We start from the raw sequence: 14,679 nt of genomic DNA, 5'->3' as shown, positions 1-14,679 counted from the left end.
TTCAGCCACCAAACAGCGCGGTAAACTGCTCCCGCACCTGCGCATCGTCCGCGACCGCCTTCTCAACGTCCGGCGTCAGCAGTTTGATCTGGTCGACAGGGACAAATCCTTCAGGCGCGGCAACGCGGTCATCGACCGGCCGGTTACCCTGCTGCACCACCAGTTTCTGCCCCTGTTCGGAGAGTAAAAAGTCCACAAAGGCTTTGGCGGCAGGCAGGTTATGTACCGATTTCATAATGGCAACCGGTTCGGTGACGTAAGAAACCCCTTCTTCGGGATAAACCAGGTCGATGGGCGAACCCTGTTTTTTGGCCCGGATGATGTCGGCATCGGTAATCACGCCATATTTATCCATCCCGCTGGCCACGGCTTTTAAAGCCGGTCCGTTGCCGCCCTGCGGCGCAATACCCAGCGCCGCCAACTGCTTATAGAAGTTCCAGCCGATGTCCGGCGTCGTAATATCGGTGTGCAGTTTATACAGGGCCGCCCCGGAGTAAAGCGGGCTGGGTACGGCTATTTGCCCTTTGTTATCAGCATTGAGCAACGCTTTCCAGCTGTTGACCGGTTTGGCACGTTGTGTGTTATAGGCAATCACGGTGGCGATGATCTTGGTACCAAAAAAGGTTTTATCACGGTCATAAAACGCAGGCTTCAGGTGATCCACGGGCGCATCCTGATACGCATACAGCTGCTTCTCTTTCTTCAGTGCGCCGAGGTTGATGGCATCCGCCACCAGCAGCACGTCAGGCTTGACCTTGCCGCTCATCATTTCCGTGTGCAGGACATTCATTAACTGCGTGGTGCCGTTGCGCGTCCATTCCACCTGAATCGCGGGATAAGCGGCTTTGAACGCATCCATGGTTTGCTGCGCAATTTCCGGTGCCTGCGAGGTGTACACCACCAGCTTGCCGCTGGGCTTGTCAGCCGCCTGCGCCAGCGTTGAACCTGTCAGCGCAGCCGTGAACAGTAGCGAGGTAAGAATGACCTTTTTCATATTGTCTGAAGTCCTTTATGCGGGAAGAATCCAGCCGTCATTAACAGCAATACTTACGATGTCGTTCACCGCAAGCGCAGAAACATCATCAAGGGCCAGGGTGAAAGAGACATCCGGCTGCGCCAGCGGACACAGGTGAATGTCGTAATGACCGCCACGGTAGATAATGCGTTCAACCTGCGCGTTAAACTGACCGCGATTAACAGGCATCAGGCGGAAACTGGCACGATGAAAGCTGGCTTTGCCGTGGGGTAACGTTGCCTGCTGCGCTGAGCAGCGCAGCAGCAGTCGTGCGCCGAACAGCATGACCGATGCCTGCCCCTGTCCCACCGGCTCAATATCCTGTACCGGCAGAACCCGTCCCTCATCAATGAAGGTGGCGACCATCTCGTTGGCGGGCTCGCGCCACAGCGTTTGGGGCGAAGCAAACTGCATGACCTGCCCCGCATTCAGCACCACAACGCGATCGGCCATCGCCATCGCTTCGCGCTGATCGTGGGTGATGTAGACCAGCGTTGCCCCGCTGTGACGATGAAAGCGGCGAAACTCCTCTTCCATCGCGCTACGCAAATGCACGTCAAGGTTAGCCAGAGGTTCATCAAGCAGGACCAGCCTGGGCTTTGCCACCAGGCAGCGGGCCAGCGCCACGCGCTGACGTTGGCCGCCGGACAGATCGGCCGGGCGACGATCGGCAAAGGGCAGCAGATCGACCAGCGTCAGGGCTTGCCGGATACGATCCGCCCGCTCTGTACGGTTCACGCCGTTGACTTTCAGGCTGTAGCCCACGTTTTCGGCTACCGTCATGTGCGGCCAGAGCGCGTAGTTTTGAAATACCACGCCAAGATCGCGACTTTCGGGGGGAAGATGAAAACCCTGAGTGGCAAACAAGGTGTCGCCTACCCAGATCTCACCGCGATCCAGAGTTTCGAATCCGGCGATCAAGCGGAGTAAGGTTGTCTTGCCGCAGCCGGAAGGACCCAGCACGGCGATAAACTCACCCTGCTGGATCTCCAGCGATACCGCGTTAAGGACCGGCTGCGCCGCGAAGGCTTTATGCAGCCCGGAGAGTGAAATTGCGGCCATGATTACGTCGCCTGTGCCATAAACGTTCTATGCAAAACGTTACGACACATTGATGACAACACCGTGACAGCAGGCTACTTCGGCAGATGGACCGCCACGTAGCGCTCATAGCGCGACGGCTTAATTTTGGTGAGATCCGCCAGAACCAGCCCGTCAATACAGTTGTTGAAGTCGGGGTCGCTGCCAAAATCAATAAACTGCACGCCGCCGGGTTCGTACACTTCGCAATACTGTTTGTAGAGCGTCGGGATTGCCACGCCGAGGTTGCTGAGCAACTGCTTCAGCCGCTGGAGATCCTCTTTGTAATCATTGCCGCTGAACTGGGCCAGCACGTCAGGCAGCGAGGCCGGATAAGGACAGCGCGACGTGGCCAGGGGGAAGTCCGTCGGAAAATAGATGCGGTAGAAGGCCACCAGCAAATCACGTGCCGCCAGCGGCATAGTGCCAGAGATAGAGACCGGTCCGAACAGATAGCGCACCTCAGGGTATCTGGCGACGTAAGCTCCGATGCCCAGCCAGAGATAATCCAGCCCGCGTTTGCCCCAGTAAGCAGGCTGGATAAAGCTGCGTCCCAGCTCAATGCCCTGACGCAGGATAGGGATCATGCGTTCGTCGTAATGAAACAGGCTGTGACTGTAGAGTCCTTCCATGCCGCGGCGTTCCAACTGTTCGCCACCGGGAATAAACCGATAGGCACCAACGATTTCCAGCTCTGCATCGTCCCACAGGATCAGGTGATAGTAGTCATCATCGTAGCTGTCTAAATCACGTCGGCGGCCGCTGCCCTCGCCCACGGCACGAAAGGCAATTTCCCGCAGTCGGCCCAACTCACGCAGTATCGGCACCGAGGTGGCCCCGTTACGCCGCCACAGATAGATCTGCTTGCCATCCGGGGTATTCCCCAACAGTTCGCTTTGCAGCAGCGCTTTTTTCAGGTCGGCACGATCTTCCGCCAGCGCAATGGCGGATTCAGTCTGAAAAAGGCCCTTTTTTCCCTGCCCCAGACGATAGACATGTTTACGCACGCGCTTTGCCAGCTCTTTGCCTGGCGTGTGGCCGTCGTGCCAGTGCGCAAACGGAATCTGCGCACCGATACGCAGTTTGATGCGCATTCCGCGCTGTTTAAACATTTCCCGCACCAGCATTAACATTGCCACAGGCGGTGCGACTTTGGCGGTAGCATAGAACAGCCAGCTGTTTCGGCCCTCAACGTGTACCGGCACCAGCGGTGCCCGCGCTTTCGCCGCAAGACGCAGGAAGCTGTGATGCCATTCACGGTCACGCACGCCCGCACTGCTAAGACGGGACACTTCACCCGCCGGGAAGATAATCAGCACGCCCTGATTGCTAAGATGCTGCTGCATGCTCTGCAACTGCTGGCGGCTGGTGCGGTTCCCAATATTGTCGACGGGCAACATCAGGCTGTTGAGCGGTTCCAGCAGCATAATCAACCGGTTCGCCACAATTTTCACGTCGGGGCGCACCTGTGATATCGCATGCAGTAACGCCATGCCGTCAATGGTTCCCAGTGGATGGTTGGCCACGATGACCACCGGCCCGCGCGGGGGGATCTGCTCCAGATCGCGCTCGCTAAGCTCGCAACGTACATCAAGGTGCTCCAGCACCTGCTCGACCATATCCAGCCCTTTCAGGTGAGGATAGCGCGCGGCAAATCGCTGGAATTCATCTTCACGTAAGATCCACTTCAGAATCCGTTTCTGCCAGTTGGCGGGATGCTGGTTGGGCCAGAAACTCTCAATAACCTGATCGACTGAAAACATAGTTAACCTTTCGTGCCTGTCCCGGAGATACAGCGAAAGTAAGTCGCATTGTTTGCACTTTTATGAATAACGAGTGGTCGAGAGGCAAATATGTTGGCGCAGTCAGCGACACATGGGTGCCGCATCAGGTTTTTAGCCACAAAAACAGAAGGATAAGGCAGGATATTTCACCGGGACGATACGGTGTCGGGACATGAAAAATCTTAATACTGCTGGCGATAACGGCATTCGTACCCGTTCGCCACCGCTTGACAAGAAAAGGCGGAACCGGTTTCCGCTGCCTGTTTGTCGGCAGCGGCACTGTCATTAATCCTGAGCAGCCGGTCCCGTTTCGCGTTACTGGTTGTGCATCATGGTCGCAACCGGGAGCCAGATCTCGGTCATCGCGCCCGCTTTACCGGTGAACGGGTCCCGTTTCGGCAGCGCTACTGTTTTTACTTTTTCCTGGGACAGCTTCAAATGGGCAATTTCATCGCGCAGGATTTCAGGCTTCAGGCCTTCCGGATAGGCACCCACCGCCAGGAAATCTTCGCTGGCTGACACCTGTCGATGTCCGACACCGGCCGGGATCAGCACGGCATCGCCTGCCCGCAGAGTAATCATACGACCACTGTCGCCACCAAACAGCACTTCCGCCCAGCCTTCAGCCACGCCGAGGAGCTCATGCGTGTTGGGATGGTAATGCATGTAAGGGAACAGCTGATCGCGCCAGTCGGGTGGCCAGCCATTTTTTTCAAACGTCTGCTCGAACCAGGCGGCGATATACTCTTCATCCTCTGGCACCACGCGCGGCCAGATAATGAGCGGTAACGGATTATTCGGCACGCCGCCAGACGGACTGGCGAACATCAAATGCTGAGGGTTATCTGATGCCCCGGCTGAAAATGTTCCTGCTGCGAAAGACATCAGCAACATCAGACTGGAAGTTTGGGCAGTCATACAATGTCTCCTTTTTTCTTTAGTGTGACAAAGGTCGCAGGGTTTGTAATGTGCGCTATGCATCACAATTTACACAACCACCCTAACTCGCTAACCAAAGTCAAATTAGTTGTTAACAATTTCACCCTAAGTAAGTAAGTCTCTTTTACGTGGTAGGATTAATCTGTAAAAGAGACAACGCCCGTGGTTGCACGCTGAACCGGCAGTCGCTGCGCATCCGTCAAAGTGAAGATTAAGGCTAATAACCCCAGAAAATGACGGGCCGATGACAAGGCATCAATCTGTTTCGCGGCGACAAAAAAACCCGCCAGGGCTGGCGGGTCGATGCGCGGTGATGGCCTGTGGCTGACGCCATTTTCAGGCTCGCCTGACTCAGTAAACAATGCCGGGTGGATTGACGGTGGAATGGGCGACCGCTTCATCCTCTTCGCCCCAACGCTGGAGAACCTGCTGATACTGCCCGCCGGCAATGGTGCCATCCAGCGCGGTTTGCAGCGCCGCTGCCAGGCCGTTGCCCTTTTTGGTGGTCACCGCCACCCAGGCGCGGAACGGCCCCTCGCCGACTATTTTCGTTTGCCCGCGCGACGCCACTTTCCATGCCGCCGTAGAATGCGGGCCAAACAGCGCATCGGCCCGCCCGGAGAGCAGAGAGAGCGTCGCCGAGGCATCATCCGTCAGGTAGATGGGTTGGACAGGCGGCAACCCTTTAGCCCGGTTCTGCGCGTCCCAACTGAGTAAAATGCGCTCCTGATTGGTGCCTGATGCCACGATGATGCGCTTGCCCGCCACGTCTGCCGGTGAGTTGATCGTGCTGACAGGACTGTCCGCTTTGACGACAAAGGCGTGGTTATCGGCGCGATAGGTGGCAAAATCAAACTTCTTTTTCCGCTCTTCGGTGACCGCAATGTTAAACATGGCCACGTCGTAGCGTCCGGCGCGAATCCCCAGCGGCCAGTCCTCCCAGGACGCGGGGACCAGCTTAAGTTTCAGCCCCAGACTGTCCGCCAGCAGGCGGGCAATGTCAGGATCGCTGCCAATGCGGGTCAGGTTATCCGACGCCAGCAGCGCCAGCGGGGGCGAATTGGTGGCAGAGGTCGCCACGGTTAAGGTGCCCGGCTCAACAAAATGAAAATCCGCCGGGATTTTTTTTACCGCGTCGGGATTCACCGGCGCATGAATCGGCTGTTCATTGTTGGCGGCATCCCGTTTTTCCCCGGCAAACACCGCGCCGCTCACCAGCATCGCCAACAGCGTCAGATACGCATATTTCATCTCGGCCTCTTATAATACGCGAGCCAGAAAGCGGCGCGTTCTCTCATGACGTGGATGGTTTAACACTTGCGTACTGCTGCCCTGCTCCACAATTTTACCGTCCACCATGAACACCACGTTGTCGGCCACCTCACGGGCAAAGCCCACTTCATGCGTGACGATCACCAGCGTCGTACCTGACCGGGCGAGCTTTTTAATCACGTCCAGCACCTCCCCCACCAGTTCGGGGTCCAGCGCTGACGTCGGCTCATCAAACAGCATGACACGCGGTTGCAGCATCAAGGCCCGGGCAATCGCTATGCGCTGCTGCTGACCGCCAGACAGATGACGAGGCCAGGCATCGGCTTTATGCCGCAGGCCCACAATATCCAGGAGCTCGCCCGCCCGGGTTATCGCCTCGCGCTTTGAGAGCTGGCGATGGGCGATGGGCGCTTCGATTAAATTTTCCAGCACCGTGAGATGGGGAAACAGGTTGAAGTTCTGAAAGACATAGCCAACGTTAATGCGCTGACGCAGAATCGCCCGCTCCTTCAGTTCATACAACCGGTCACCCCGGCGCTGATAGCCAATGTACTCCCCGTCAATCTGGATAAATCCTTCGTCTACCCGCTCCAGATGGTTAATGGTCCGCAGCAGGGTCGATTTTCCTGACCCGGAGGGGCCAAGAATTACCGTGACGGAACCCGGCTCCAGCGCCAGTGAGACATCGTCCAGCGCCTTGAGCTTGCCGAAACGTTTGCTGACGCCGGTCATGCTAATGGCCCCCTGCGCAGGGAATAAACGGTAATCAATGGCTTCGGACATGGCTGACCTCCTCAACAGGATTAAGCGGTGCGACGCGCGTGCGCCATTGTCGCCAGCGCGACGGTTGCGGTTCACGGCTGACGCTGCGAGCCAGCCAGCGTTCAACGCTGTGCTGAATCACTGACAGAACGGTGGTGATAATCAGATACCAGGCTGCGCCGACCATCAGTAAGGGGATCACTTCCTGATTGCGGTTGTAGATCATCTGAATGGTGTAAAACAGCTCCGGCATCGCCAGCACATAGACCATCGCCGTGCCCTTCGCGAGACTGATAATTTCGTTAAAGGCGGTCGGAATAATGGCGCGTAAGGCCTGGGGCAAAATGATGCGAAAAGTACGCCGCGAGGCTGACAGCCCCAGGGCAGAGGCCGCCTCCACCTGACCGTGATCGACGCCTAAAAAGCCGCCGCGAATGATCTCGGCACTGTACGCCGCCTGAACCAGCGTCAGACCAATCACCGCTGCGGGAAACTGCCCCAGCACGTTAATCGTCTGAAAGTGGCCCCATGACAGGTGGGTAAATGGCACCCCAACGGACAACGTGTCGTAGAGATAGGAGAAGTTGTAGAGAATGATCAGCACGACAATCAACGGCAGCGACCGAAACAGCCAGATGTATCCCCATGCCAGACTGCTTAACAGCCAGGAAGAGGAGAGCCGCGCCAGCGCCAGCAAACCGCCTAACAGCAGGCTGAACACCGTGCCCAGCAGGGTCAACAGCAGTGTCTGCCCCAGGCCATGCAAGATCACCGGGTCGAAGAACCAGCGGGCAAATACGCCCCATTCCCAGCGGGGATTAAACGCCACCGACTGTACAACGCCTGCCAGAATAAACAGCGCCACCACGGCACCCAGCGTTCGGGCTGGGTAGCGGGCGGGCACCACCTGTAACTGTTGATGATGACTCATGGGCGATCCTTAGCTTGCCTGCGCAACGCTGTGCACATCGATAATTTTGATAAAACGCAGGCGACCATCGTGTGGCGGCTGACCAAAACGTTCCAGATCGCCATTCAGGTCGAACTGCGGCTGATAACCGTGGCCGATATACAGGCGCACGGCCTCGGGCTGGCGAAAGCCGGTGGTCAAAAACAGACGCTGATAACCCGCCCGTTTTGCTCGCCGCTCCAGCTCTTTCAGCACCACCAGCGCTAATCCCTGGCGGCGCAGATCGCCACGCGTCCAGATCCGTTTTAGTTCGGCGGTTTGTGCGTCATAAGGTTTGTACGCGCCCATGGCAATAATCTCGTCGTCACGCTCCAGCACAATAAATAAGCCGTGCGGGGGCAGATACCATTCGGCCAGCTCCTGTTCCTGGTGGCGGCTAAAATAATCGCCATAGCGGGCCGCATACTCACCGAACAAACCGGTCAGGATCGGCACCAGTTCAGGCGCATCCGGTGACAGCTCGCGAAATTGCAGTTCACTCATGGTGCGCTCCTCAGTCACCCAGACCCGGTGGATTAATCTCGGAATGATCGATGCGTTCAACGCCTTCTCCCCAGCGATCCAGCACCTTCTGGTAGTCACCATTTTGCATGACGCCATTCAGGGCCGTGCTGATGGGTTCCGCTAATCCGCTGCCTTTTTTGACCGTGACAGCAATGTGCGCGGCGTTAGGCCAGCCGCCATCCACACTGCCGACCAGGCGGGTTTTACCATTCAGTGACGCCTTCCAGGCCCCAATCACGTTTGGACCAAAATAGGCATCCGCACGTCCTGCCTGCAGCGCCAGCGTTTGGGCGGCGTCATCTTTGGTATAAATCGGCGTAAACGGCTTACGGCCTTTGGCCTGATTTTCTTTATCCCAGGCCAGTAAAATGGCCTCCTGGTTGGTCCCGGAACCGACAATGATGCGCAGCCCGGCGATATCTTCGGCTTTGGTCAGCGACTGAATGGGGCTGCTGGTTTTCACATAAAACCCCAGAGAATCTTTTCGGTAGGTGGCGAAATCGAACTTCTCTTTGCGCGCCTTCGTCACGGTGATGTTGGTGATGGCGGCATCATATTTCCCCGATGCCACACCAAGCGGCCAGTCTTCCCAGGAAGCCGGCACGACGTTAAGTTTCAGCCCCAGGCTGTCCGCCACCAGCCGGGCAATATCGACTTCGCTGCCCAACAACGTTTTATTGTCATCAGAGAAAACGGTCAGCGGCGGCGAGTTCAGGGCCGCCACCGCCACGGTAAACGCGCCCGGTACGGCGAAGCGATAGTGGGCAGGCAGTTGCGCCACGGCTTGCGCATTTTTAACGGTGTGGATGGGGGTTTTATTGGCCTCAAGACTGACGCGCTGACCATTCACGGCAACACGGGTTCCTTCCGCAAGGCTGCTACCGCTGGCGGTCAGCATCAGCAAGGCGATAAGCATATTTTTCTGCATAGCAAAGGCTCTTATTGTGATGTGAATTGATTAACCGGCTGCGACAGGGCAAAGCTGTCACGCAGCGTGGAGCCCGGATAGTGACGGCGCGCTAAACCGCGCGCCTGTAGCACAGGTACTACCTGGTCAACAAAACGCTCAAAGGTGTCTGGCGTACCGCCATTGATAATGAAACCGTCTGCGGCCTCGCTCTCAAACCACAGTTGCAGACCGTCGGCGACCTGCTCGGGCGTGCCATGAAACAGCGGACGCGGCGTTGCCGCTTCCAGTGCCGCCTGGCGCAGTGAATGACCCTGCTCACGCGCTTTGTGTTTAATCTCGTCGGTGGTACTGCGGAAACTGTTCTGACCGATGTCGCCAATATCGGGGAAAGGCGCATCGAGCGGGTACTGGGAAAAGTCGTGATGGTCGAAGAAGCGGCCAAGATAGTTGAGCGCATCATAAATGGAAACCAGCGCGGCGGTGGTTTGATATTGCTGCTCCACGTCCTCAGCATCGTTGCCAACGATGACGCTCACGCCCTGGAAAATATGCAGATCCTGCGGCTGACGGCCATTTTTCGCCTGTAGCGCTTTGACGTCACGATAAAATGCCTGGGCTTCCTCGCGCGTCGGCTGATGCGTAAAGATGGCATCGGCATGACGGGCTGCCAGCTTTTTACCGTCGTCAGAGGCGCCCGCCTGAAAAATGATCGGTCGGCCCTGTGGCGTGCGTGAAATATTGAGCGGTCCCTGCACCTGGAAGAAGTCGCCGTGATGGTTAAGGGTGTGCAGCTTAGCGGGGTCAAAAAACTGGCCGCTGTCTTTATTGCGGACAAACGCGTCCTGTTCCCAGGAATCCCATAATCCTTTCACCACCTCAAGGTACTCATCCGCAATGCGATAACGCAGTGCATGTTCAGGATGCTGCTGCCGTGAGAAATTCTTTGCCGATCCTTCCAGCGGTGAGGTCACTACGTTCCAGCCGGCACGTCCTCCGCTCAGGTGATCCAGACTGGCAAACTGTCGTGCCACGGTGAAGGGTTCGCTGTAGGAGGTCGAGACCGTGCCCACCAGCCCTAAATGTTCGGTGACACCGGCCAGCGCCGACAGCAGCGTTAAGGGTTCAAACCGGTTCAGAAAGTGGGGGATCGATTTTTCATTAATAAATAAGCCGTCGGCGACAAACAGAAAATCCAGTTTGCCCTCCTCGGCTTTCCGCGCGATTTTTTTCGCGTAGTCAAAGCTGATGCTGGCGTCCGCCTGGGCGGCCGGGTGGCGCCAGGCCGACATATTTCCAGACGCGCCATGCAAAATGGTACCCAGTCGAAGCTGTCTTGTGGTCATGATGTGCTCTCTTTTATGCGTCAGGATGCCAGGCGGTTGTCCGGGACAGCCGCTCAGGCAAGTCAGAAAGTTGAACTTAATTCAGGGCGGGTTCACGACATCGGTCGTGAAGATGGTGCAACGCCTGCCGGGCGAGCTGTGCAAAGTAGTGGGCGGCGGGCGCTATCGAGGATTCGTCGGGCGTAAAACCGGCATGATGCAGGCCAAAGTCGCTGGCGCTGCCAATGCTGACAAACGCGCCCGGTACCTGCTGCAGGTAGAAGGCAAAATCCTCGCCCCCCAGATGTAAATCGGCAGTCTGTACCCGATAGCCCACCTGGCGAGCCACCTCAGTGCTGAACTGCGCCCAGCGCGCGTCATTGATCAGCACGGGCGGCCCGGCGTGCCAGCTCAGGCTGGCCTGCGCGCCATTGGCCTGCGCGATGTTCTCCACCAGCGTGCGTACGCGTTTTTCCAGTTCAGCGCGCAGGTGCAGATCGTGAGTGCGGGCGGTGCCGCCAAACTCCACCGTTCCCGGCAGCACATTCCAGGTTTTACCGCCGTCAATGCGGGTGATACTGAGCACCAGGCTGTCGAGCGTGTTAAAGCTGCGACTGGTCAGCGTCTGAAGAGCCTGAATAATCTGGCTGGCGACCACGATGGCATCCACGCCCTGCTCTGGATGCGCCGCGTGCGCGCCCTTACCTGTCACGTGGATAACAAACTTATCGGCGTTGGCATAAAACGCCCCGTCACGCGTGGCAAAGGTCCCGCTCGGCAGGCCGGGTTCGTTATGCATGCCAAAAATAGCCTGTACCTGATCCAGTACGCCAGCCTGGATAAACTGTCTGGCACCGCGTGCAATCTCTTCGGCGGGCTGAAATAAGATGCGTACCCGACCGCGCAGTTGCTGCTGCTGTGCCTGCAGTTCAAGGGCCGCGCCCAGCATCACGGCACTGTGCAGATCGTGACCACAGGCGTGCATCACACCTGGCTGGCGAGAGTGGAAACTGACGCCGCTGGCCTCATGGATCGGCAGCGCATCAATATCGGCACGCAACGCAATCAGGTTTTCACCGTTGCCGATTTCCGCGACCACGCCGGTTTCAAGCGGGTAGTCAAGCAAGCGGATACCGGCGTTCTGGAGCCACTGGCGCAACCGTGCGGTGGTGGCAAACTCCTGGCCAGAGAGTTCGGGCCAGGTATGCAGCTCGCGTCGCCACGCAATTAACTGTGCTTCGTTCAGACTCATGGTGTACCTCGGCTAACACATCATGCTCAGGCGGCGACCCACTGATGGGTTGCCAGTAACTCCAGCGACCGGTAACGCGCGCGGGCATCGGCAATCGGCGTGTCGATAACAAACTCATCAATGCCGAAGTTATGCTGTAGCGCGTCGAGCTGGGCATGAACCTGGGACGCGGTGCCTTTCAGCAGGGATGGCGTGCGCGGCTCAATCAGATAATCGGTAAAGCCGCCCTGACGAACATAGCGTTCCGCCTGTTCCAGGCTGGCAACGTTGACGCCCGGGCCACCTTTCACCTGCACGTGGAAATGTTTGAGATCGGCAACCAGCAAATCGGCCTGCGCTGGCGAATCAGCCACCACGACCTGCACCGCTACCAGCGCCCGTTTACCCTGTGCCTGCCGTGAATAGGCCTGCAGGGATCGCTCAAGACGCTGGCGATCGCCATTGATGTGCGCGGCAAAAACAAACTGCCAGCCCAACTGCGCCGCCAGTTGGGCGCTCTGCTCGCTCCCCCCCAACAGAAACCGCTGCGCCGGACGCGCAGGCAAGGGCGTGGCACGTAGCCTTTCGTCGTCGTCGTGCCGTTCCACCTCAGGTTGCAGCCAGCTTTCCAGTTGCTGAAGCTGCTCGGCAAAACTGCCCTTTTCATCCTGATGCACCCCAAGCTGTAGCGCCCGGGTTGAAAGCGGCAGGCCGCCAGGCGCTTTACCGATGCCCAGATCGATCCGCCCCGGTGCCAGCGACGCCAGCAAATTAAAATTTTCCGCCACTTTATAGGGGCTGTAGTGCTGTAACATCACCCCGCCAGAGCCAATACGAATATGCTGGGTTTGCGCCACAAGCCAGGCGATTAAGACTTCAGGTGACGGGCTCGCCAGCTGTTCAATATTGTGATGTTCCGCCAGCCAAAAACGGTGATAGCCCCATTTCTCAGCCTGTTTCGCCAGCTGCAACGTGCGCTGAAGCGCCGCCGCCGGTGTTTCACCTTCTGCCACGGGCGATTTATCTAACAGACTTAATTGATATGCCATTCACCTGTCCTCACTCATTTCCGTTAAGGCTCAGTGTGGCGATGCGGGTATATTTCGTAAAACAATAAATATGACAATATGAAGTTAAAAAGTGGCAATAGAATTAAATGAATAAACGCATTCCGCGATGGCATTATTTATTACCTTCCTACCAACCCCGCCAGAATCGATATTAATTCCGCGTTTAACCATGCTGTATTTGCTAATTTTCGCTAAGCTTTGATTAATTCCTTACTTTATCGACTCACGGTATTGCCCGATGATGATCCATCGGGTCAAACAGGTGAGAGAGAGGGATAAAGTATGTTAAAAGTCAGTACCTTATTACAAATGCTGTTCCCACATAACAGCGAGACAGCTTGCCAGCATAGCCCCGTTAAAAAGCCCCGTGCAGGTGCTTGCTCTGGGTCTGACAGAGAATTATCCACCCGCGATTATTCAGGCAGAGAGAATGAAAATCATCATTATGATGCGTACTCGACGTCGGTATCGGTGTTATCAACCCAGGATCATGCCCTGACGCAATTGCCCGATTACCCCTGGCAACCCAATAACCTGTAACGGCTAAGCAGGAATATCTAAGATTGCGTTGGACTGTTTGAACAAGGAGACTCATGACTTCATTTTTACTGGAACGACTGATGCAGTGGCGTCGTGAACTGCACCAACATCCTGAACGCTCAAATCAGGAGTTTGCCACCACGGAACGTATTACGCGCTGGTTGCAGCAGGGCGATATTCGTTTGCTGCCCTTGCCATTGACGACCGGCGTGGTCGCGGAAATCGGCCAGGGCGAACCCCTTATTGCCCTGCGCGCCGATATTGATGCTCTGCCTGTCGACGAGGCCGTGCATTCTGCCTGGATGTCCCAACAACCCGGCGTGATGCACGCCTGCGGACACGATATTCATACGTCGGTGATGCTCGGCGTTGCCCATCAGCTTAAGCAACGTGAAGCCACGCTTCCGGGCCGGGTACGTATTCTTTTTCAGCCCGCAGAAGAGACGTTTGAAGGTGCCCGACAGCTGCTTGGCGCAGGTGCGCTGGACGGCGTACAGGCCATATTTGGTATGCACAACGCGCCGGATCTGCCACTGGGTACGCTGCGAACCCGGCCTGGCGCGTTTTACGCCAATGTCGACCGCTTTATTATTCGGGTGCACGGCAAGGGCGCACATGCCGCCCGGCCCCAGGAAGGTATTGATGCCATTGTGATTGCCAGCCACATCGTGACGGCATTACAGACGTTACCTGCGCGGGTGTTTAGCGCCCTGGAAACGGTCGTGCTGAGCGTCACCCGTTTCACGGCGGGTAATACCTGGAACGTGCTTCCGCAAGAGGTGGAACTGGAAGGCACGGTCCGCACTCACCATGCTGCGCTGCGTCAGCAAATCCCTGAACGTATGACGGCGCTGATTCAGGGAATCGCATCGGGCTTTGGCGCTCGCGCCGGGCTGGAATGGATAGCGGGGCCGCCTGCCCTGATAAACACGCCAGAATGGGCAGAAATGGCCCTCGATCAGGCCGCCCAAAGCGGTTATCGCGCTGAACAGGCCGTTACGCCGCTAATGGGCGGTGAAGATTTTGCCTTTTATCTGCAACAGGTGCCGGGGGCCTTTGTGAATATTGGCAGTGCCAGCGAATATGGCCTGCATCATCCGGCGTTTAATCCCGATGAAGCCATGCTGGGGCCCGCTGTCGACTATTTTACGCAGTTGGCACCGCGCGCCCTGGCGCGGGTGGCGGCGCAGTCGGTCAGCAAACGCGAAACTGTTATATAAAAAATGGCCTAATCTGTGTCTGAACGCCTTGACTGTTATCTGTTCTAATAGCTATCAGTT

14 protein-coding genes are annotated in these 14,679 nt (G+C 57.0%); 1 reads left to right on the top strand and 13 read right to left on the bottom strand.

All coding sequences use genetic code 11. From position 1 onward, the window contains the following. Position 1 precedes the first annotated feature (1 nt). From QNH99_RS04115 to QNH99_RS04055, 13 genes are all read right to left on the bottom strand, one after another. Positions 2 to 994, bottom strand: a complete 993-nt coding sequence (locus QNH99_RS04115; protein ID WP_145394994.1) for an ABC transporter substrate-binding protein — start codon at positions 992 to 994, stop codon at positions 2 to 4. Between the two features lie 15 nt (positions 995 to 1,009). Next, positions 1,010 to 2,077 carry an ABC transporter ATP-binding protein gene (locus QNH99_RS04110; RefSeq protein ID WP_410517329.1) on the bottom strand — a complete coding sequence of 356 codons (1,068 nt, stop codon included), beginning with the start codon at positions 2,075 to 2,077 and terminating at the stop codon, positions 1,010 to 1,012. Positions 2,078 to 2,151: 74 nt separating this feature from the next. Continuing rightward, positions 2,152 to 3,858 carry a lysophospholipid acyltransferase family protein gene (locus QNH99_RS04105; RefSeq protein WP_096011849.1) on the bottom strand — a complete coding sequence of 569 codons (1,707 nt, stop codon included), beginning with the start codon at positions 3,856 to 3,858 and terminating at the stop codon, positions 2,152 to 2,154. Between the two features lie 336 nt (positions 3,859 to 4,194). Further along, positions 4,195 to 4,797, bottom strand: coding sequence for a cupin domain-containing protein (locus QNH99_RS04100; RefSeq protein ID WP_063880910.1), 603 nt, complete (start codon positions 4,795 to 4,797; stop codon positions 4,195 to 4,197). A 158-nt stretch (positions 4,798 to 4,955) separates the two neighbouring features. Continuing rightward, the gene (locus QNH99_RS04095; protein WP_256853199.1) at positions 4,956 to 5,219 is read right to left on the bottom strand and encodes a hypothetical protein; all 264 of its coding nucleotides are present in this window, start codon (positions 5,217 to 5,219) and stop codon (positions 4,956 to 4,958) included. Next, positions 5,170 to 6,069: an ABC transporter substrate-binding protein gene (locus QNH99_RS04090; RefSeq protein WP_096011854.1), complete on the bottom strand. Its 900-nt coding sequence runs from the start codon at positions 6,067 to 6,069 to the stop codon at positions 5,170 to 5,172. Before QNH99_RS04090 ends, QNH99_RS04095 begins: the two co-directional genes overlap by 50 nt. 9 nt (positions 6,070 to 6,078) lie before the next feature. Further along, a complete protein-coding gene (locus QNH99_RS04085; protein ID WP_283349916.1) occupies positions 6,079 to 6,873 on the bottom strand; it encodes an amino acid ABC transporter ATP-binding protein in 795 nt (264 codons plus the stop codon). Continuing rightward, positions 6,857 to 7,783: an amino acid ABC transporter permease gene (locus tag QNH99_RS04080; protein WP_410517328.1), complete on the bottom strand. Its 927-nt coding sequence runs from the start codon at positions 7,781 to 7,783 to the stop codon at positions 6,857 to 6,859. The genes QNH99_RS04085 and QNH99_RS04080 overlap by 17 nt, the downstream gene beginning before the upstream one ends. A 9-nt stretch (positions 7,784 to 7,792) precedes the next feature. Continuing rightward, a complete protein-coding gene (locus tag QNH99_RS04075) occupies positions 7,793 to 8,305 on the bottom strand; it encodes a GNAT family N-acetyltransferase (RefSeq protein ID WP_063880915.1) in 513 nt (170 codons plus the stop codon). A 10-nt stretch (positions 8,306 to 8,315) separates the two neighbouring features. Beyond that, a complete protein-coding gene (locus tag QNH99_RS04070) occupies positions 8,316 to 9,254 on the bottom strand; it encodes an ABC transporter substrate-binding protein (RefSeq protein ID WP_063880916.1) in 939 nt (312 codons plus the stop codon). 11 nt (positions 9,255 to 9,265) lie between these two features. Further along, on the bottom strand, positions 9,266 to 10,579 hold the full coding sequence (locus tag QNH99_RS04065) for an LLM class flavin-dependent oxidoreductase (RefSeq protein WP_410517327.1): 1,314 nt from the start codon (positions 10,577 to 10,579) through the stop codon (positions 9,266 to 9,268). A 76-nt stretch (positions 10,580 to 10,655) separates the two neighbouring features. Beyond that, positions 10,656 to 11,810, bottom strand: a complete 1,155-nt coding sequence (locus QNH99_RS04060; RefSeq protein WP_410517326.1) for an amidohydrolase — start codon at positions 11,808 to 11,810, stop codon at positions 10,656 to 10,658. Positions 11,811 to 11,836: 26 nt separating this feature from the next. Beyond that, entirely contained in the window at positions 11,837 to 12,838 is a 1,002-nt protein-coding gene (locus tag QNH99_RS04055) for an LLM class flavin-dependent oxidoreductase (RefSeq protein WP_410517325.1), read from the bottom strand. 614 nt (positions 12,839 to 13,452) lie between these two features. On the opposite strand from QNH99_RS04055, the gene QNH99_RS04050 reads away from it, so the two are divergent. Then, a complete protein-coding gene (locus QNH99_RS04050) occupies positions 13,453 to 14,619 on the top strand; it encodes an amidohydrolase (RefSeq protein WP_410517324.1) in 1,167 nt (388 codons plus the stop codon). Positions 14,620 to 14,679 lie beyond the last annotated feature (60 nt).

Source organism: Pantoea allii, from assembly GCF_046529425.1.
In the GTDB taxonomy this organism is placed as follows: domain Bacteria; phylum Pseudomonadota; class Gammaproteobacteria; order Enterobacterales; family Enterobacteriaceae; genus Pantoea; species Pantoea allii.
Note: the sequence above shows the minus strand (reverse complement) of the source record. Positions and strands in the feature narration are given on the sequence as shown.

Excerpts from the sequence above, each read along its gene's own strand:
- QNH99_RS04115 (WP_145394994.1), bottom strand. The coding sequence starts at position 994 with ATGAAAAAGGTCATTCTTACCTCGCTACTGTTCACGGCTGCGCTGACA.
- QNH99_RS04110 (WP_410517329.1), bottom strand. The coding sequence starts at position 2,077 with ATGGCCGCAATTTCACTCTCCGGGCTGCATAAAGCCTTCGCGGCGCAG.
- QNH99_RS04105 (WP_096011849.1), bottom strand. The coding sequence starts at position 3,858 with ATGTTTTCAGTCGATCAGGTTATTGAGAGTTTCTGGCCCAACCAGCAT.
- QNH99_RS04100 (WP_063880910.1), bottom strand. The coding sequence starts at position 4,797 with ATGACTGCCCAAACTTCCAGTCTGATGTTGCTGATGTCTTTCGCAGCA.
- QNH99_RS04095 (WP_256853199.1), bottom strand. The coding sequence starts at position 5,219 with ATGAAGCGGTCGCCCATTCCACCGTCAATCCACCCGGCATTGTTTACT.
- QNH99_RS04090 (WP_096011854.1), bottom strand. The coding sequence starts at position 6,069 with ATGAAATATGCGTATCTGACGCTGTTGGCGATGCTGGTGAGCGGCGCG.
- QNH99_RS04085 (WP_283349916.1), bottom strand. The coding sequence starts at position 6,873 with ATGTCCGAAGCCATTGATTACCGTTTATTCCCTGCGCAGGGGGCCATT.
- QNH99_RS04080 (WP_410517328.1), bottom strand. The coding sequence starts at position 7,783 with ATGAGTCATCATCAACAGTTACAGGTGGTGCCCGCCCGCTACCCAGCC.
- QNH99_RS04075 (WP_063880915.1), bottom strand. The coding sequence starts at position 8,305 with ATGAGTGAACTGCAATTTCGCGAGCTGTCACCGGATGCGCCTGAACTG.
- QNH99_RS04070 (WP_063880916.1), bottom strand. The coding sequence starts at position 9,254 with ATGCAGAAAAATATGCTTATCGCCTTGCTGATGCTGACCGCCAGCGGT.
- QNH99_RS04065 (WP_410517327.1), bottom strand. The coding sequence starts at position 10,579 with ATGACCACAAGACAGCTTCGACTGGGTACCATTTTGCATGGCGCGTCT.
- QNH99_RS04060 (WP_410517326.1), bottom strand. The coding sequence starts at position 11,810 with ATGAGTCTGAACGAAGCACAGTTAATTGCGTGGCGACGCGAGCTGCAT.
- QNH99_RS04055 (WP_410517325.1), bottom strand. The coding sequence starts at position 12,838 with ATGGCATATCAATTAAGTCTGTTAGATAAATCGCCCGTGGCAGAAGGT.
- QNH99_RS04050 (WP_410517324.1), top strand. The coding sequence starts at position 13,453 with ATGACTTCATTTTTACTGGAACGACTGATGCAGTGGCGTCGTGAACTG.